At 35.7% G+C, this 17,052-nt stretch carries 12 protein-coding genes; 7 read left to right on the top strand and 5 right to left on the bottom strand.

All coding sequences use genetic code 11. The features are described from left to right. Window positions 1-223 precede the first annotated feature (223 nt). Both secDF and ACODST_RS16585 read left to right on the top strand, forming a co-directional pair. Complete coding sequence (gene secDF, locus ACODST_RS16580; protein ID WP_488933218.1) at window positions 224-3,199, top strand: protein translocase subunit SecDF; 2,976 nt, start codon at window positions 224-226, stop codon at window positions 3,197-3,199. A gap of 97 nt (window positions 3,200-3,296) precedes the next feature. Further along, complete coding sequence (locus ACODST_RS16585) at window positions 3,297-3,902, top strand: acyloxyacyl hydrolase (RefSeq protein WP_488933219.1); 606 nt, start codon at window positions 3,297-3,299, stop codon at window positions 3,900-3,902. Window positions 3,903-3,966: 64 nt separating this feature from the next. Here ACODST_RS16585 and lgt read toward each other — a convergent pair whose 3' ends face one another. From lgt to ACODST_RS16610, 5 genes are all read right to left on the bottom strand, one after another. Then, the gene (gene lgt / locus ACODST_RS16590; RefSeq protein ID WP_488933220.1) at window positions 3,967-4,899 is read right to left on the bottom strand and encodes a prolipoprotein diacylglyceryl transferase; all 933 of its coding nucleotides are present in this window, start codon (window positions 4,897-4,899) and stop codon (window positions 3,967-3,969) included. A 68-nt stretch (window positions 4,900-4,967) separates the two neighbouring features. Next, a complete protein-coding gene (gene yidD, locus ACODST_RS16595) occupies window positions 4,968-5,216 on the bottom strand; it encodes a membrane protein insertion efficiency factor YidD (protein ID WP_488933221.1) in 249 nt (82 codons plus the stop codon). 92 nt (window positions 5,217-5,308) lie between these two features. Then, window positions 5,309-6,787, bottom strand: coding sequence for a cysteine--tRNA ligase (cysS, locus tag ACODST_RS16600; protein WP_488933222.1), 1,479 nt, complete (start codon window positions 6,785-6,787; stop codon window positions 5,309-5,311). A 132-nt stretch (window positions 6,788-6,919) separates the two neighbouring features. Continuing rightward, window positions 6,920-7,591, bottom strand: a complete 672-nt coding sequence (gene folE, locus ACODST_RS16605) for a GTP cyclohydrolase I FolE (protein WP_488933223.1) — start codon at window positions 7,589-7,591, stop codon at window positions 6,920-6,922. 292 nt (window positions 7,592-7,883) lie between these two features. Further along, window positions 7,884-9,080 carry a pyridoxal phosphate-dependent aminotransferase gene (locus ACODST_RS16610; protein WP_488933224.1) on the bottom strand — a complete coding sequence of 399 codons (1,197 nt, stop codon included), beginning with the start codon at window positions 9,078-9,080 and terminating at the stop codon, window positions 7,884-7,886. 122 nt (window positions 9,081-9,202) lie between these two features. Between ACODST_RS16610 and ACODST_RS16615 the strand changes: the two genes are divergently transcribed. From ACODST_RS16615 to ACODST_RS16635, 5 genes are all read left to right on the top strand, one after another. Then, window positions 9,203-10,528 (top strand): PDZ domain-containing protein, encoded by a 1,326-nt coding sequence (locus ACODST_RS16615; RefSeq protein ID WP_488933225.1) that lies wholly within the window; start codon window positions 9,203-9,205, stop codon window positions 10,526-10,528. A 160-nt stretch (window positions 10,529-10,688) separates the two neighbouring features. Beyond that, window positions 10,689-13,319 (top strand): gliding motility-associated C-terminal domain-containing protein, encoded by a 2,631-nt coding sequence (locus tag ACODST_RS16620; protein WP_488933226.1) that lies wholly within the window; start codon window positions 10,689-10,691, stop codon window positions 13,317-13,319. 29 nt (window positions 13,320-13,348) lie between these two features. Then, window positions 13,349-14,275 carry a PorP/SprF family type IX secretion system membrane protein gene (locus tag ACODST_RS16625; protein ID WP_488933227.1) on the top strand — a complete coding sequence of 309 codons (927 nt, stop codon included), beginning with the start codon at window positions 13,349-13,351 and terminating at the stop codon, window positions 14,273-14,275. 10 nt (window positions 14,276-14,285) lie between these two features. Continuing rightward, window positions 14,286-16,418: an OmpA family protein gene (locus ACODST_RS16630; protein ID WP_488933228.1), complete on the top strand. Its 2,133-nt coding sequence runs from the start codon at window positions 14,286-14,288 to the stop codon at window positions 16,416-16,418. A gap of 119 nt (window positions 16,419-16,537) precedes the next feature. After that, window positions 16,538-17,020: a hypothetical protein gene (locus ACODST_RS16635; RefSeq protein WP_488933229.1), complete on the top strand. Its 483-nt coding sequence runs from the start codon at window positions 16,538-16,540 to the stop codon at window positions 17,018-17,020. The last annotated feature ends 32 nt before the right edge of the window (window positions 17,021-17,052 follow it).

Below are 17,052 nucleotides of genomic sequence, written 5' to 3' on the forward strand. Positions count from 1 at the left end.
AGCGTAAAAAAAGGAAAAGGCTGCACTTTTGCAGTCTTTTTTTTGAGATTAATTAATAAATAAATTGGTTAATCTTTTCGTTAATTATATATTTGCTCGATTTAAAAAAAATGTAGTAATTCGTGATCTCGATTTTTTAGTTTTAAAAACTCATGTCAGGGCTTATTTTTAGGGAATTTAAAACCAAAAACAAACAATAAAACATAATTAATTTTTAGTAATAATGCAGAATAAAGGACTTATTAAATTTTTCGCAATTCTATTTGCATTGGTAAGTATTTACCAACTTTCTTTCACTTTTGTGGCAAATAATGTCAAAGGTGAAGCTAAAGCTTTTGCAGGGGATAATCCTGATAAAGAGCTAAAATATTTAGATTCTATCGGTAAAGAAAAAGTATTTAGTCTTGGTTTTACAGACTTCACGTATAATGAAGTTAAAAACAAACAGCTAAACAAAGGTCTTGACTTAGAAGGAGGAATCAACGTAATTCTTCAAATCTCAGTAAAAGACGTATTAAAAGGTTTGGCAAACAATTCTAAAAACCCGGTATTTAATAAATCATTAGCTGATGCAACTGCGAATTTAGAAGGAAATAAGACCTATTTAAATAAATTTTTTGAAGCTTTTGAAGCGAACTCAAAAGGAAACGAGAAATTAGCTTCTCCTGATATTTTTGCAAACAGAAGTTTACAGGGAGACGGCGGTATCGATTTCCAGATGACCGATGCTCAGGCTCAGAAAGTAATCAAAAGAAAAGTAGATGAGTCTATCGAAAGTGCTTATAAAGTACTAAGAGAGCGTATCGACAAATTTGGTGTAACTCAGCCAAACATCCAGAAATTGGGAGAAACTGGAAGAATCTTAGTAGAGCTTCCGGGTGCCAAAGATGTAGACAGGATTAAAAAATTATTGGGAGGAAAAGCTCAGTTAGAGTTTTGGGAAACTTTCAAAATTGAAGAAGTAGGAAACTTTTTAGTTGCGGCTAACGAAACTTTAAAGAAAACAGAAGTTAAGAAAACAGAAACTAAAACAGTTGCTAAAGATTCATTAAATGCATTATTAACGGATAGTGCTAAAGATTCTGTTGATACTAAAAAAGGAAATAATCCTTTATTTGACAAAATGATTGTTCAGGGCGGCGGTCCGGTTTTAGGATACTTCGCTGTAAAAGATACTGCTGTAATCAATGATTACTTCAAAAGACCTGAAATCAGAATTTTATTAGGAGCTGATCAGCATTATGCAAAATTTGTATGGAGCAAACCAACTACTGTAAAAGATGCTAAATCAAAAGATGTTGAAGCTGTAGAATTATACGCTTTAAAAGGAAACAGAGACAATACACCTGCTATGAGCGGTGGTGTCGTAACAGATGCTAAAGATACTTTTGACCAAATGGGTAAACCAGCTGTTTCTATGCAGATGAACAGCCAGGGAGCTAAAGTTTGGGAAGAATTAACAGGAAGAGCTTTCTCTCAAAAAGGTTATATCGCTATTGTTTTAGATAACATCGTTTATTCTGCGCCAGGTGTTACAAGTGGTCCTATTGCCGGAGGAAGATCTGAAATTACAGGTTCTTTTGATGTAGCTGAAACAAAAGACTTAGCTAACGTATTAAACGCAGGTAAATTACCAGCTTCTGCAGATATTATCCAGTCAACTGTAGTAGGGCCGTCTTTAGGTCAGGCTGCTATTGATGCCGGAACTATTTCATCTGTATTAGGTTTCTTATTAGTTTGTGCGTGGATGGTATTCTATTATGGTAAAGCAGGATGGTATGCAAACCTTGCCTTATTATTAAACTTACTATTCTTATTCGGAATTATGGCAAGTTTTGGATTCGTGTTAACATTGCCAGGTATTGCGGGTATCGTATTAACATTAGGTACAGCGGTAGATGCGAACATTATTATATACGAAAGGGCGAAAGAAGAATTACGTGATGGTAAATCTTTATCAGAAGCGGTTACAGCATCTTACGGATGGCACGGAGCAATGCGTTCTATTATCGATGCTAACGTTACTCACGTTTTAACCGGAGCGATCTTGTTTATCTTTGGAACAGGGCCAATTAAAGGTTTTGCTTTAACATTACTTATCGGTATCGTAACGTCATTGTTTACTTCTATCTTTATTGCGAGAATTTTTATCGACAGAAATATTGCAGGAAAAGCCGATTTAACTTTCTCTACCAGCATTACCAAAAACTGGTTTACTAATTTCCACTTTGATTTTATTAAAGTTAAAAAATTCACTTATATTTTCTCTTCTGTTGTTACTGTAGTAAGTTTAGTTTCTATCTTCTTCATCAACGGATTAGACGAAGGTGTTGACTTTGTTGGAGGTAGAACATTCCAGGTTAAATTTGAAAAACCAGTGGATGCGAGTGTGGTTTCAGATGAATTATCTGCAGCTTTCGGAACTCCGGTTGAAGCTAAAATTTTAGGAGATGATGATCAGTTGAAAATCACAACTAAATATAAAATTAAAGAAGATGGTGTAGCTATCGATGAAGAAGTGAACCAAAAATTATACAAAGCATTACAGAAGTATTACCCAAATACAACTTACGATAAATTTATCAATTCATTTGATGGTAAAAAAGTTGGGGTTTTACAGGCATCTAAAGTTGGAGCTTCTATCTCTGAGGATATCAAAACAAACTCTTACTGGGCGGTTCTTGGTGCGATGGCAGTTATTTTCTTATACTTAATGGTATCTTTCCGTAAATGGCAGTATTCATTAGGTGCGATTGCAGCGGTAGCGCACGACGTAATCTTTGTATTAGGAATCTACTCTTTATGTTATAAATTCATGCCATTCCATATGGAAATGGATCAGCATTTTATTGCAGCGATCCTTACGGTAATTGGATACTCAATGAACGATACCGTAATTGTATTTGACAGGGTAAGAGAATTTATCATCGGAAACCGTAAAGGTAGTTTCGAAGATATTGTTAACGCTTCTATTAATACTACATTATCAAGAACATTGAATACTTCATTAATGATGATCATTGTGTTATTAACGATGTTTATCTTTGGTGGTGAGTCAATCAGAGGATTTATCTTCGCTATGTTGATTGGTATTATTGTTGGTACTTACTCTTCATTATTTATTGCAACTCCGGTATTGGTAGATACAATTTCAAGTGATGAGAAACACACAATTGAAGACAAACACAATAAAGCATAAGTTTTTAGAAAGCTTTAAAAATTAATTATACTAAAAAGATCCGGTTTTCGCCGGATCTTTTTTTTGTGTTATATTTAGCTGGATTTTAAAATAATATATGCGAAAGAAAATAATATTGGGAGTATTGCTCTTTGTTCTGAAAGCAGCAGCACAAGATTATTCAAAATTCTCTTTGGGGTTTAATTATGGTTTCGGAAGTGAATTTAATAATAAGGATTACACCTTTACCAATCACTTCTATAAGGTACAGTTCTATTATAAGTTAAAAGAAACCAGGCATTTTGAATATCACATTCTGGTCCAGCCTGAAGTTAATTTTGCAGAACATCAATTGTTGAATTTGTATTTTGTAAAACCGGAGACTCCGGATTTTGAAGAAAAAAGAAAGATATATACCCGTTTAAAAGATATTCATGAGTATGTTTTAAATATTGGTTTTTTAGTCCGAAAACCGGTTTCAGAAAGCTGTTCTTTTTATCTTTTAGGCAGTGTAGGACCTATGGTTACAGATACAGAAACCGAAAGAATGTCTAAAGGTTTTGCTTTTGCAGATGTTTTAGCGGTAGGGTTTTCATGGAAATGGAATAAATTGCACTTCGATATTCGGCCGGAACTAAGACATGTTTCCAATGCAGGTCTCAGCAGTACAAATGCGGGGTACAATACAAAAAATATAGAATTTGGTATTTCCTGTCCGTTGTAACAACAAAAAGCCTGATATTTCGACAATATCAGGCTTTTTGTTTTAAAGTAACTTATACAGATTATTATGATGCAGCTAAAGGGTTTCTTTGAGCTCTGATAATAAAGAAAAGACCAATTATTATAAAAGGAATACTTAGCCATTGTCCGGTTGAGAAAAGGCCTAATTCGCTCTCAAAACCGCCCTGGCTTTCTTTTACAAATTCGACTATAAAACGAACTACAAATAAAAGTACTAAAAACAATCCGAACAAGTATCCCGATTTAAGTCTGGCATTCGTTTTCCAATAAAGGAAAAACAGGATGGCAAAGACAAAAATATAACAGAATGCTTCATACAATTGTGTTGGGTGTTTGGCCGGAACCTGTGCCAGTAAATCAGCAAATTTCGGGTCTGTTGCGATAGCAGTATAAGCCTCTTTTGGATTATTGATTTGAGTAGCGTTTACAGCCTCCGCTTTGCTGAACTGATCGTGTAGAAAACGAATTCCAAAAGCAGATGTAGTTTCATGTCCAATGATTTCTGAATTCATAAAGTTGCCTAAACGAACAAAAATAGCACCGCTGGCAACCGGAATTACAACACGGTCTAAAATCCACAATAAAGGACGTTTTAAGATTATTTTGCTGTAATAATACATGGCAATGATAATCGCAATAGCAGCACCATGACTTGCTAATCCCTGGAACCCTGTAAATTGAAATTCAGGTTCGAATTTGAAAGGGAGAAAAATTTCTAGTAAATGGTTTCTGAAATATTCCCAGTCGTAAAAAAGAACATGTCCTAAACGAGCGCCAATTAACGTTGCTAAAACAGTCCAGACAAACAGTGAGTCTAATTTATCTATGGGTTCGTGTTCACGTTCGAATATCTTTTTCATCAGGAACCATCCCAGACCAAAAGCAATTACGAACATTAAACTGTAGTAGCGAATCATGAAAAATCCTAAATCTATTCCTTCTGAAGGATTCCAGACGATGTTTAAGGGCTGTGTCATATAGTGAAATGTTTTGTATATAGATTGTAAAAATAAATATTAAATTGAGAGCAGGTCTTTATAAAAAGTTAATGTTTGTGTGAACATTTCTTTTCCGGAACCGGATCGTAACCTGTTCTTCCCCAGGGATGACAGCTTAAGATTCTTTTTATTCCTAAATATCCTCCGTAAAATAAACCATGAATCTGTAAAGCCTGAATCATATAGGTTGAACATGTTGGTTCAAAGCGACATGAAGCAGGGGTAAAAGGCGAAATTGCAGTCTGATAAAAACGCACCAATATTACAAAAGGATATATTAGAATTTTGGATATCATATTTTAATAATCAGTGGTCATATCTGGTAATCCGTTAAAAGTAAAATTCAAATAGCGCTAAACTTTGGAACAGATTACGAACTTTTATTTTCTTAAATACTAAAAGAGGTGCCTTCTTTACCATCTTTCAGCTGAATGCCTAATGCTGTCAGTTGGTCACGAATCTGATCAGAAAGTGCGAAATTTTTATCAGCTCTGGCCTGATTTCTCATGGCAATAAGCATGTTTACAACACCTTCTAATTTGTCGCTGTTGCTGTCGGTTCCTTTTTCATCACTCAAACCTAAAACATCAAATACAAAAGCATTTATGGCTGCAGAGAATGTTTGCAGGTCTTCGGCAGTTATGGTTTCTTTTCCTTCTTTTAATAAATTGATATAACGAACCCCTTCAAATAACTGCGCAATTAAAATTGGAGTATTAAAGTCGTCATTCATGGCATCGTAGCAGGATTGTTTCCAGGCAGCAAAATCAATCGAACTTGAGTTTCCTGCGGTTAAAGCAGGTAAAGCTTCAAGTGCTTCTGTTAATCTTTTATATCCTTTTTCAGCTGCTATAATGGCATCATCAGAAAAATCAAGGATACTCCTGTAGTGTGCCTGAAGCATAAAGAATCGGGTTACTGAGGCAGAAAAAGGTTTGCTTAAAACAGTGTTGTCACCGCTTAAAATTTCCCCCGGCAGAATATTGTTACCGGTAGATTTTGCCATTTTCTTTCCGTTTAAGGTAAGCATATTGGCATGCATCCAGTAATTTACCGGAGATTGTCCTGTGCAGGCTTCATTTTGTGCAATTTCACATTCGTGATGAGGGAATTTTAAATCCATTCCGCCTCCGTGAATGTCAAAATGATTTCCCAGATATTTAGTACTCATTGCGGTACATTCAAGGTGCCATCCCGGAAAACCGTCACTCCATGGCGAAGGCCATCTCATGATATGTTCCGGTTCAGCTCGTTTCCAAAGGGCAAAATCCTGTGGGTTTCTTTTGTCTGACTGTCCGTCAAGATCACGGGTATTCGCCAGCATATCTTCAATATTTCTACCGCTTAAAACCCCGTAATTGTTGGTTTCATTGTATTTTACGACATCAAAATAAACAGAACCGTTAGCGATATAGCCAATTCCGGTATCAATGATTTTTTTGATGATTTCGATTTGTTCAATAATGTGTCCCGTTGCTGTTGGCTCGATACTGGGCGGTAAAAAATTAAAAGCTTTTAATATATCATGAAAGTCTACTGTATAGCGCTGCACAACTTCCATAGGTTCTAATTGCTCTAAACGTGCTTTTTTGGCAATTTTATCTTCCCCTTCATCTACATCATCAACGATATGACCAACATCAGTAATATTACGAACGTAACGAACTTTGTAATCAAGATGTAAAAAATACCTGAAAATAACGTCAAAAGACATAAAAGTCCTTACATTTCCTAAATGTACATTACTATAAACCGTTGGTCCGCAAACATACATTCCAACATTTCCTTCATGGATTGGTTTGAAATTTTCTTTTTCACCCGAAAGGGAATTGTATATTTTTAGTGGCTGCGTTGTATATAAAGGCATATTTTTAACTTAATTGTTTGTTTTAGGAGCTAATCCTGCTATCCGCTGTATCTTTTATGGCGAACCCCGCCATAAAAGGATGCCGCTTCTATCAGGGCTAGATCATAAATATAATAGAAATAATCGTAAAAATTAGAACTGCGTATCTAATTTAATATAGTCTAAAAATTCTCTTTTTGTTTGCGGCTCTTTGAATTTTCCGCCGAATTCAGAAGTTACGGTACTGCTTTCAATATCTTTAATTCCTCTTGAATTTACACAAAGGTGTTTGGCATCAATAACGCAGGCGACATCTTCTGTTCCTAAGGCTTTTTGAAGTTCCTGAACAATCTGCATTGTTAAACGCTCCTGAACCTGAGGTCTTTTGGCATAATATTCAACAATACGGTTCATTTTGGATAAACCAATAACTCTTCCGCTGGAGATATAAGCAACATGGGCACGCCCGATAATTGGCAGTAAGTGGTGTTCGCAGGTAGAATAAACCGTAATGTTTTTTTCTACTAACATTTCACCGTATTTGTAGTTGTTGTCAAAAGTAGAAGCTTTTGGCTGTTTTGCTGGATTTAAACCTCCAAAAATCTCTTTTACAAACATTTTGGCAACCCTGTTCGGAGTACCTTTTATACTATCATCCGTTAAATCCATTCCAAGGGTCTGCAGAATGTTTTCAACATCTTTTTTAATTTTTTCTATTTTTTCTTCATCAGTTATGTCAAAAGCATCCGGTCTTAAAGGGTTTTTGGCATTACTGCTGAAATGACTGTCACCTATTTCGTCTAAAAAATCTTCGTTATTTATCATTAAGAACTACTATTATAATGGGTATATCTTTTTAAGGCGGTAAAGATAATTAATAAATAGGAAACCTTTTCTATGGTTTTTATTATTTAATCGATCCTTTTTGGATATGATACCATTTAAACTTGTAAAGTAGTTCAGTACATTCTGGTATAATGCTAATACAGTATGAAAATAGTGTGACTTTTATTAGATTATATTGAATACTTAACCGGTACAATTTAAAATCGGTTCAAAATACAAAAGACAATAACGAAAGGGTTATTGTCTTTTGAAAGTGTATGTTTATTTGTTTTTATCTTTTGTTGTAAACCAGTAATGCTTCTTTTAATATGTTTACGGCTGTAATCAGGTCTTTTTTGTTTAATACATACGCAATTCTAACCTGATTAAGTCCCATTCCCGGAGTCGAATAAAATCCTTTGGCAGGAGCAATCATTACCGTTTCACCATTTAAATTATAACTTTCCAGCAGCCATTGTGCAAAATCGTCAGAATCTTTAATTGGTAATTCGGCAATACAATAAAAAGCACCTTTAGGTTTGGTAACAATAACACCTTCAATTTTATTTAATTCAGAGATTAATGTGTTACGGCGTTCTTTATATTCTGCAATGACTTCATCAAAATAACTCTGCGGAGTGTCAATTGCTGCTTCACAAGCGATCTGCTCTATTGTTGGCGGGCTTAAACGTGCCTGTGCAAATTTCATTACAGTAGCCAGAACCGTTTTGTTTTTAGTTACCAGGCAGCCTATTCTGGCGCCGCACATACTGTAACGTTTGGAAACAGAATCCACCATGATTACATTTTCCTGTACATCTTCCAGATTCATTACCGAAAAATGAACATCATCGCCATCATATAAAAACTCACGATATACTTCATCAGCAATTAGATACAAATCATATTTTTTGATTAAACCCGCCAGTTGTTTAATCTCGGTTTCCGAATATAAATAACCCGTTGGATTACCCGGGTTACAAATTAAAATAGCTTTTGTTTTAGGAGTAATCAGTTTTTCAACTTCTTCAATGCTTGGTAAAGCAAAGGCCGTTTCTATAGTAGAAACTAAAGGTACTACAGTGGCACTGGTTGAAGAAGCAAATGCATGGTAATTAGCATAAAAAGGTTCAGGGATAATGATTTCATCACCCGGATCTGTAATTGTGGCCAGCGCAAACAATAAGGCTTCAGAGCCGCCAGTAGTAACAATGATGTCTTCTGAGTTAACGTTTACGTTTTGACGCTGGTAAAATTGAGCTAATTTTTTTCTGTAACTTTCGTATCCGGCTGACGGACTGTATTCGATAATACTTAAATCAATATTTTTTACCGCCTCGATGGCCACTTCGGGTGTCTTGATATCCGGTTGACCAATGTTTAAGTGATACACTTTGTGTCCTTTTTGTTTTGCTAAATCAGCATAAGGAGCCAGCTTGCGTATCGGGGATTCAGGCATGTTTATGCCTTTGTTTGAAATTGTTGGCATGATATTTTTTATTGAAGTGCAAATTTGCATTTTTTTTTCGAATTTAACGTAAACAATGCACACACTTATAAAAATCTAACAATAATAAATATATTTACTAATTTTATAATAAAATATTGTCAATGAAAAAACATATTGTGTTATTTTTTGGTTTATTGCTGCCTTTTTGTGTAAAAGCTCAGGATAGTTTTATTGTTCAAAACCACAAACCAAAGGTGGTGATCCCTTTTAAACTGATTAATAACCTTATTTTTATTCCCATTAAAGTAAATGGAGTAGAACTCAATTTCCTGCTGGATTCCGGTGTCGAAGAAACGATTTTGTTCAGTATGGATGAAATGCAGGAGGTAAAGTTTAATAATGTTGAGAAGATCCGGCTGCGAGGACTGGGATCCGAGACTGAAATTGAAGGCCTGAAATCCACAAAAAACACCTTTGAAACACACGGACTAAAATCAGACAATCATATGCTTTTCGTGATTTTAGACCAGAGCTTTAATTTGTCTTCCCATATTGGTATCCCGGTAAACGGAATTATTGGGTATAAATTTTTCAAGAACAATCTGGTCGAAGTCAATTATGAAAAAAAGAAAGTTATTATACACACTAATAATCCATCGTTTAGAAAAAAGCTGAACAAAAAATTTAAAAGTATTCCTATTACTATAGAAAGGTCTAAACCGTATATTAATACAACTGCTCTTGTTGACGATGTTGAAGTTCCAGCCAAACTGCTCATTGATATTGGTAACAGTGATGCATTCTGGGTTTTTGAAAACGATAAAATTAAACTGCCTAAAAAGAATTTTCCTGATTTTCTGGGAAAAGGTTTCAGCGGCGATATCGAAGGTCACAGGGCCAGAATCCAGAAATTTTCAATTGATGAATTTGACTTTAAAAAACCTATTGTTGCTTTTCCGGATTCTTCATCAATCCGTAATGTTAAGATGGTTCCGGATCGGATTGGTTCTGTTGGGGGTGAAGTTTTAAAACGATTTACAGTCGTTTTAGATTATGCGGATAAAAAATTGTTTCTGAAAAAAAACAGTAAATTTAAAGATCCTTTTACGTATAATAAAAGCGGGATTACAGTTCAGCATAATGGTCTGCAATGGGTTCAGGAAACGGTTCATCTCGAAACTGTTAAAGTTTCTTCGTCATTAAGCGAAGCCGATCAGAATCAGAGTAATACAGGGAATTTTAGATATAAATTTTCACTTAAGCCTGTTTATGAAATTATCAATATCCGTAAAAATTCTGCAGCCGAAAAATGCGGTCTGCAAAAAGGAGATATTCTGGTTTCCATTAATCATGAAAGACCTTATAAATATTCTTTACAGCAGATTAATCAACTCTTAAAATCGGAAGAAGATATTTGGGTGAATCTGGAAGTAGAGCGAAACAGTCTGGTTTTAAAGTTTAGATTCAGGCTGGTCGACGAGCTGTAATTTTAGGGATTGTCATTCTTTGAAATTTTTAGTTGAAAATGTTTTGTTTTGATAATGATTTTTGTAATTGTTTGATTTTTGTGAAAAATTAAGTGTTAAAAATGTTTTTTTATTTAAGCACGGTTAATAATTTATTAAGTTTATCAAAAAATAACAGTTTATGGTCAAAAAATACAAATATTTCTTACGTATAATTTTATTTTTTGTTTTTTTATCATTTTTTCCTCAAACAATAAAGGCCCAATGTGCAGGCGATGATGCCAGTCTTACGGTTTGTGATATTCCAGATCCGGCAAATAAAACGATTGATTTATTTGCATTGTTAAACGGATCTCCGGTTTCAGGCGGCACCTGGACAGATGATAATGCTTCAGGCGGATTAAGTTTAGCAACCGGAATTTTAAATGCCCAATTAGTAAGAGCCAGCGGTATCTATCGTTTTACCTATACGGTTCCAGGTAATGGAGGTTGTACAGATAATTCTGCAACCGTAACTGTAACTATCGGAGGTTACTCCGGTGTTACCTCTCCTAATGCGTCGGTTTGCAGCGCTGTTGTCAATTTTAACCTTTTTCAGGCTTTTAATGGAGTAGATGTCAGTCCTCAGTCAAATGGAAGGTGGCATAATGACACTACAAATGAAAATGTAGAATCAGTTATAAACGTCGAAAATTTAGAAGGGACTTTTTATTTTACTTATACCATGCCGGCTATAGGAACCTGTCCATCGATGTCTTCGACCGCAATTATTACTGTTTTTAGAGCTCCAAAAGCCGGAAGTGCGGCACCATTATATTTGTGCGCCAGTGATGGTCTTACACAATATCAGAATTACGATTTGTTCGATTCCCTTTCAGATTATGATTCAGGAGGAACCTGGATTGATAATAATGGTACAGGAGAACTGAGTTTTTTAGGTGACCATACCATTGATATAGAAAAAATTTACAATACCTATGGCGAAGGAACTTATAATTTTAGTTACCGGGTGCCTTCGTCAAATGCGATCTGTTTTCTTGACCAGAGCACAGTACAGATAAAACTTGAAAAAAAGCTAGATTTTACAGGGGCTGTTGTAGAGGTCAATTCAGATATTTGCGAAAGTGAAATTCCTACTGCCTCTTATAATGTTACAATAATCAAAGGAGGAGGAGAGATTCCTAACGGGAGTTATTATGTTACTTACGATGTTACCGGTTCTTTTGCAGGTATACAAAGGGTTATCGCTAATTTTAATAACGGAGTACTTACTTTTCCTATCAGCGCTGCTTATTTTCAGAGGGTAGGAAGATTTAGAGTTAATATTCTAGGTATAGTAGCTACAACCAGCAGAGAAGCCTGTCAGAATATTTTAGGCAGTTTATCAGATGAGTTAATAGTATATGCAATTCCTGATTTAGACGGAGCTGTAATCGATCCGGTAGTCACCTGTCAGGATCAGGAAGTAGTAATCCAGATTTCAAATGCTTCAAGATTAGCAGATGGAGAATACGATCTGATTTATAATTTGGCAGGAGCCAATAATGTACCGGCACAGGTGTCGAGGATAACGGTTTCAGGAGGTAAAGGTACTTTTGTTGTTCCGGAGATATTTAATTCAAGAAGCGGTAATTCTGTTATAACGATCACTGCGATTACTAATGTGGTTTCTCAATGTGTGAATGCTGCAAATTTACGGGGAGATATTTTGACTAATCCATTGCCGAATGGATCGCTTTTAAGATTGCAGACTCCGAGTGTTTGTCTGGGTGAAAATGTAAATATTACAGTTTCTGGCTTACAGATTTTAACCGATGTTACTTTGTCGTATAAACTCTCTGACAGCAACACTTCAAATGTAGAGACTGTTGATTTATTACCAATTGACGGAGTTGCAAGTTTTGTTCTGCCTCCCGCTTTACTCGTCAATCCCGGAATGACCACAATTTCTATTGTTAAAATTAGAAACAATACTACTACATGCGAAAATGAAGTTGTTGGAATATCAAGTTCTTTTATGTTAAGTCGAATTCCTGTTTCGCCCATTGTAACCGATCAGGCATTTTGTAAAACAGACCAGGCGGCAGTGGCCGAATTACAGCCGCAGGGGAGTCAGTATAAATGGTATATTTCTCCAACAGAAACAACTCCTCTTTCGGGTACTTATGTATTGAAATCAGAAGATTATTATGTGAGAGAAACTTCGCTGTCAGGATGTACTTCCGAACCTTCTAAGGTTACGGTGACGATTAATGATGCACCGCCTCCGGTTTTGAATCCGGACGGACAAAATTTCTGCGGTTTGGATAAACCTACAATTATGAATTTATCAAATAATACCGGTTCGCCTGCTACGGTAGTCTGGTATGATGCACCCAATAATGGAAATCTGCTTCCGTCTTCTACAGCATTAACAGACCGGACCACTTATTACGGATTTGACTTTTCTCCCGGTATAAATTGTTTCTCAGACGAATATCTGGCTGTGACCGTTTCGCTTATAGATTGTGATTCTCCTGAATATTCATTACTGATTCCGGATGGGTTTTCACCGAACGGAGACGGTGTAAATGATTCTTTTGTAATTAAGGACATCGAATTTTTGTATCCGGATTATACACTGGAAATTTTTAACCGATACGGAAACGGGATGTACAAAAGTGATAAGAATAAACCGGCCTGGGACGGAATGAACTATGAACAAAGTGGAATTGGAAGCGGGATAGCTCCAAACGGGGTATATTTTTACATTTTGCATTTTAATAAAGACAACAGGCCGCCTAAACAGGGACGTCTTTATTTAAACCGATAATTCTGTTTTATATCTTAATGTAATTTCCAATGAAAAAAATAATACTCTTTATCAATTTTCTCTTTTGTCTGGTGGTTTCTGCACAGCAGGATCCCGAATATACACATTATATGTACAATATGAGTGTGGTAAACCCGGCTTACGCGACCGGAGTTCCGGCCATGATGAATTTTGGAGGATTGTACAGAACGCAATGGGTTGGTGCTGTTGGTGCTCCAAAAACGTTTACTTTTTTTGCACATAGCGCTGTTACTGATAAAGTTGAAGCGGGTTTGTCGTTTATATCAGACGATATTGGTGATGGTGCTAAAAAAGAAAATAATATCTATGCTGATTTTGCCTATGTTTTAAAGTTAGGAGGAAAGAACAGGCTTTCGCTCGGACTTAAAGCAGGGTTGTCGTCTATGCAGACTAATTTTAACGGATTCCAGTTTACAGATCCGCAGACTGATTTTGCTTTCTCCGAAAATGTAAACGCAACCAAACCTAATATTGGGGTTGGAGCTTATTATTTCAGGGATAATTTATATGTAGGGATATCAGCACCCAATTTATTAAAATCGAAATATATAGAAGAGAAATCGGGAATCAATGCTTTTGGAGCCGAAGAGATTCACACATTTGTAACTGCTGGATATGTTTTTCAGGTTAACGACATGTGGAAAGTAAAACCGGCTTTTATGTCAAAATTTGTTAAAGGAGCGCCTATTACTTTAGACCTTACGGCCAATGTACTGTACAATGAAAAATTTGAGTTAGGAGCCGCTTACAGAGTTGACGATTCGGTAAGTGCTTTGTTCAATATCAATGTAACGCCTACTTTACGAATTGGATATGCTTACGACTACACAATTACTAATTTAGGTCAGTTCAATTCAGGGACACACGAAATTATGCTGTTGTTTGATTTGGATTTATTAGGTAAAGGATTTGATAAATCACCTCGATTCTTTTAAAATGAAAAATATGAAAAAACTACTCGTTATTATATTCGTATTTTCAATACAGTTTATAAAAGCACAAGATCAGGAACTGATTCGGGCAAAGAAATTTTTTGACAGAACTTATTATAGTGAAGCTATTATTTTATATGAAAAATTAGCAGAAGAAAAACCTTCCCAGGAAGTAGTGAAAAATCTGGCCGATTCCTATTTCTATACCAATAATCTCATTAAAGCACAGCAGTATTATCGTCTTTTGATGAGTAAATATAACAGCAGCGATCTGGACAGAGGATACTATTTCAGATATGCCCAGACTTTAAAAGCAACAAATAGCTACGATGATGCCAATAAGGTTTTAAAGGAATATTATGCGAGGTCATCAAATCCCGAAGATGTGGTTAATTTTGAAAAGGATAAAAAAACACTGGAAAATGTCTCTGCGATTGGAAAACGGTTTGAAATCAAAAATCTGCCTGTAAATACGCCAAATTCAGAGTTTGGAGCTGTTGAATATAAAGAAAATCTGGTTTTTGCGGGAGTAAAGTTAAAACCAGGATTGTTTGACAAAAAATTTAAATGGGACAACGAGACCTATTTAAATCTCGTGACCATTCCATTGCAAAATAGGAATTCGTCAGACTCTATTGCCCGCTATTTTGCCCCGGAATTAAAAACGGGTATGCACGAATCAAACGCTGTTTTCACAAAAGATGGTAAAACCATTTATTTTACCAGAAACAATTCTAAAAACGGAAAGAAAAAGAAAGACGATAAGAAAATATCGAACCTTCAGATTTTTAAAGCGGAACTGGTTAATGGAAAATGGTCCAATGTGACTTCACTTCCATTCAACAGTCCCAATTACTCGGTTGAACATCCCGCTTTAAGTCCGGATGAAAAAGTTCTGTACTTTGCTTCTGATATGCCTGGATCTCTGGGTTCCTTTGATATTTATTCGGTTAATATTAATAAAGGTGCATTTGATACGCCAAAAAACCTGGGGCCATTAGTAAATACCGATAAAAGGGAGCAGTTTCCTTTTGTATCGGCAGATAATAAACTCTATTTTTCGTCAGACGGACATTTAGGATATGGTTCACTGGACGTTTTTGTTTCGGATATAAAGGGAGACGAATACTCAAAACCGGTTAATGTTGGTCTGCCTTTGAACTCAAATTCAGATGATTTTGCTTTTACTGTTAATTCAGACACCAAAGAAGGTTATTTTGCATCAAACAGAGAAGGAGGAAAAGGAAGCGATGATATTTACAGTTTTAAAGAAACCAAAGATTTAATCGTAGAAGACTGTAAGCAGTTTATTGCCGGAACAATAACAGATGCCGACACGAAACTGGTATTAGAAAATGCAACCGTCATCCTGCAGGATTCAGAAAACAAAACGCTGAACACCATCACTACATCTGCCGATGGAAAATTCAGTTTCAGGGCCGAATGTGAGGCATCTTACAAGGTTTCGGCATTTAAGGAAAAATATACGAATGAATCCAGGACGCTTACCCTTAATAGTACCAGAGATACCGTAAATGATGCATCGCTGGCATTACGATCTGTAGAAGCCATTAAACAGGAAGAAAAAGAAAATGCCGAAAAGAAAAGACAGCAGGAAATTATTATAGAAGAAGAAAATAAGAAAAAAGGAGAACTGGCTGCTATAGAGCTAAAACAGAAAGAAAAAAAGGCTAAAGAAGCAGAGATCGCAGCCGGAGAAATTAAAAAGAACGAAAAAATAAAACAGATTTTAGAACAGGAAAAAGATGTTGTAAGAGACAAGGACCGTCTGATTATCAAGACAGACCCTATTTATTTTGATTATAATATGTGGTACATCCGTAAAGAATCAAAAGTGGTGCTGGGCAGGGTTGTCGATTTAATGAAGAAATATCCCGGAATGGTAATCGAAATTGGTGCTCATACCGATTCAAGGGGAAATGCTAAATTCAATGAAAACCTGTCTCAAAAAAGAGCCGATTCGACCCGGGAATTTATAATTCAGTCCGGAATTGATCCTAAAAGAGTAACCGCTAAAGGATATGGAGAATCTGTTCCGATTATAAAATGTAAAACAGATGATGCCTGTTCTGAAGAAGATCATGAGTTAAACCGAAGATCTGAATTTGTAATTAAGAATTTATAAAATTAAAAACGGCCCTGATAGAATTTGCAGCTATCGGGGCTTTTTTTATTCATTATTTTTTATGGGATTTCTTTTTTTATTTAATTTTATAAGATAACCATGAAATAAATTATTGAGATATGAAAAACCTAGCCCTTCCGTGCCTGTTAGTAATCTGCCTTGGATTCCAAAGCTGTAAAAATGAAGAGAAACAAAAAGAAGAAGCCGCTGCAAAAGCTGAGGCTGAGAAGATTGTAAAAACAGAATGTTATCAGGCAGTATATGAAAAAGATACCCTTCAGTTAAAACTGAATACTTTAAAAAACGGTAAATTAACCGGAAACATGATCATGAAAGTCGCTCCGACTACAGTAAGAACAGGAGAGGTTGCAGGCGAATTTCATGGAGATACCTTATTTGTCGATTACACGTTTAAGGATTTATCGCAGAAAGAGAAGACCTTTAAAAATCCAATGGCCCTTTTAAAACGTGACAAACAGCTTATTTTAGGCAACGGAACGATGCAGACTACGATGGGAGTTACGTATTTGGTTAAAGACAAACCTATCGATTTTGATCAGGTAAAATATAAATTTGAAAGCGCCGAATGTGCCGAAAAATAAAAATGTAAACCCGGCATGTTCAGATACAAAAA

The sequence above is a fragment of the Flavobacterium sp. FG19 genome (assembly GCF_057809475.1).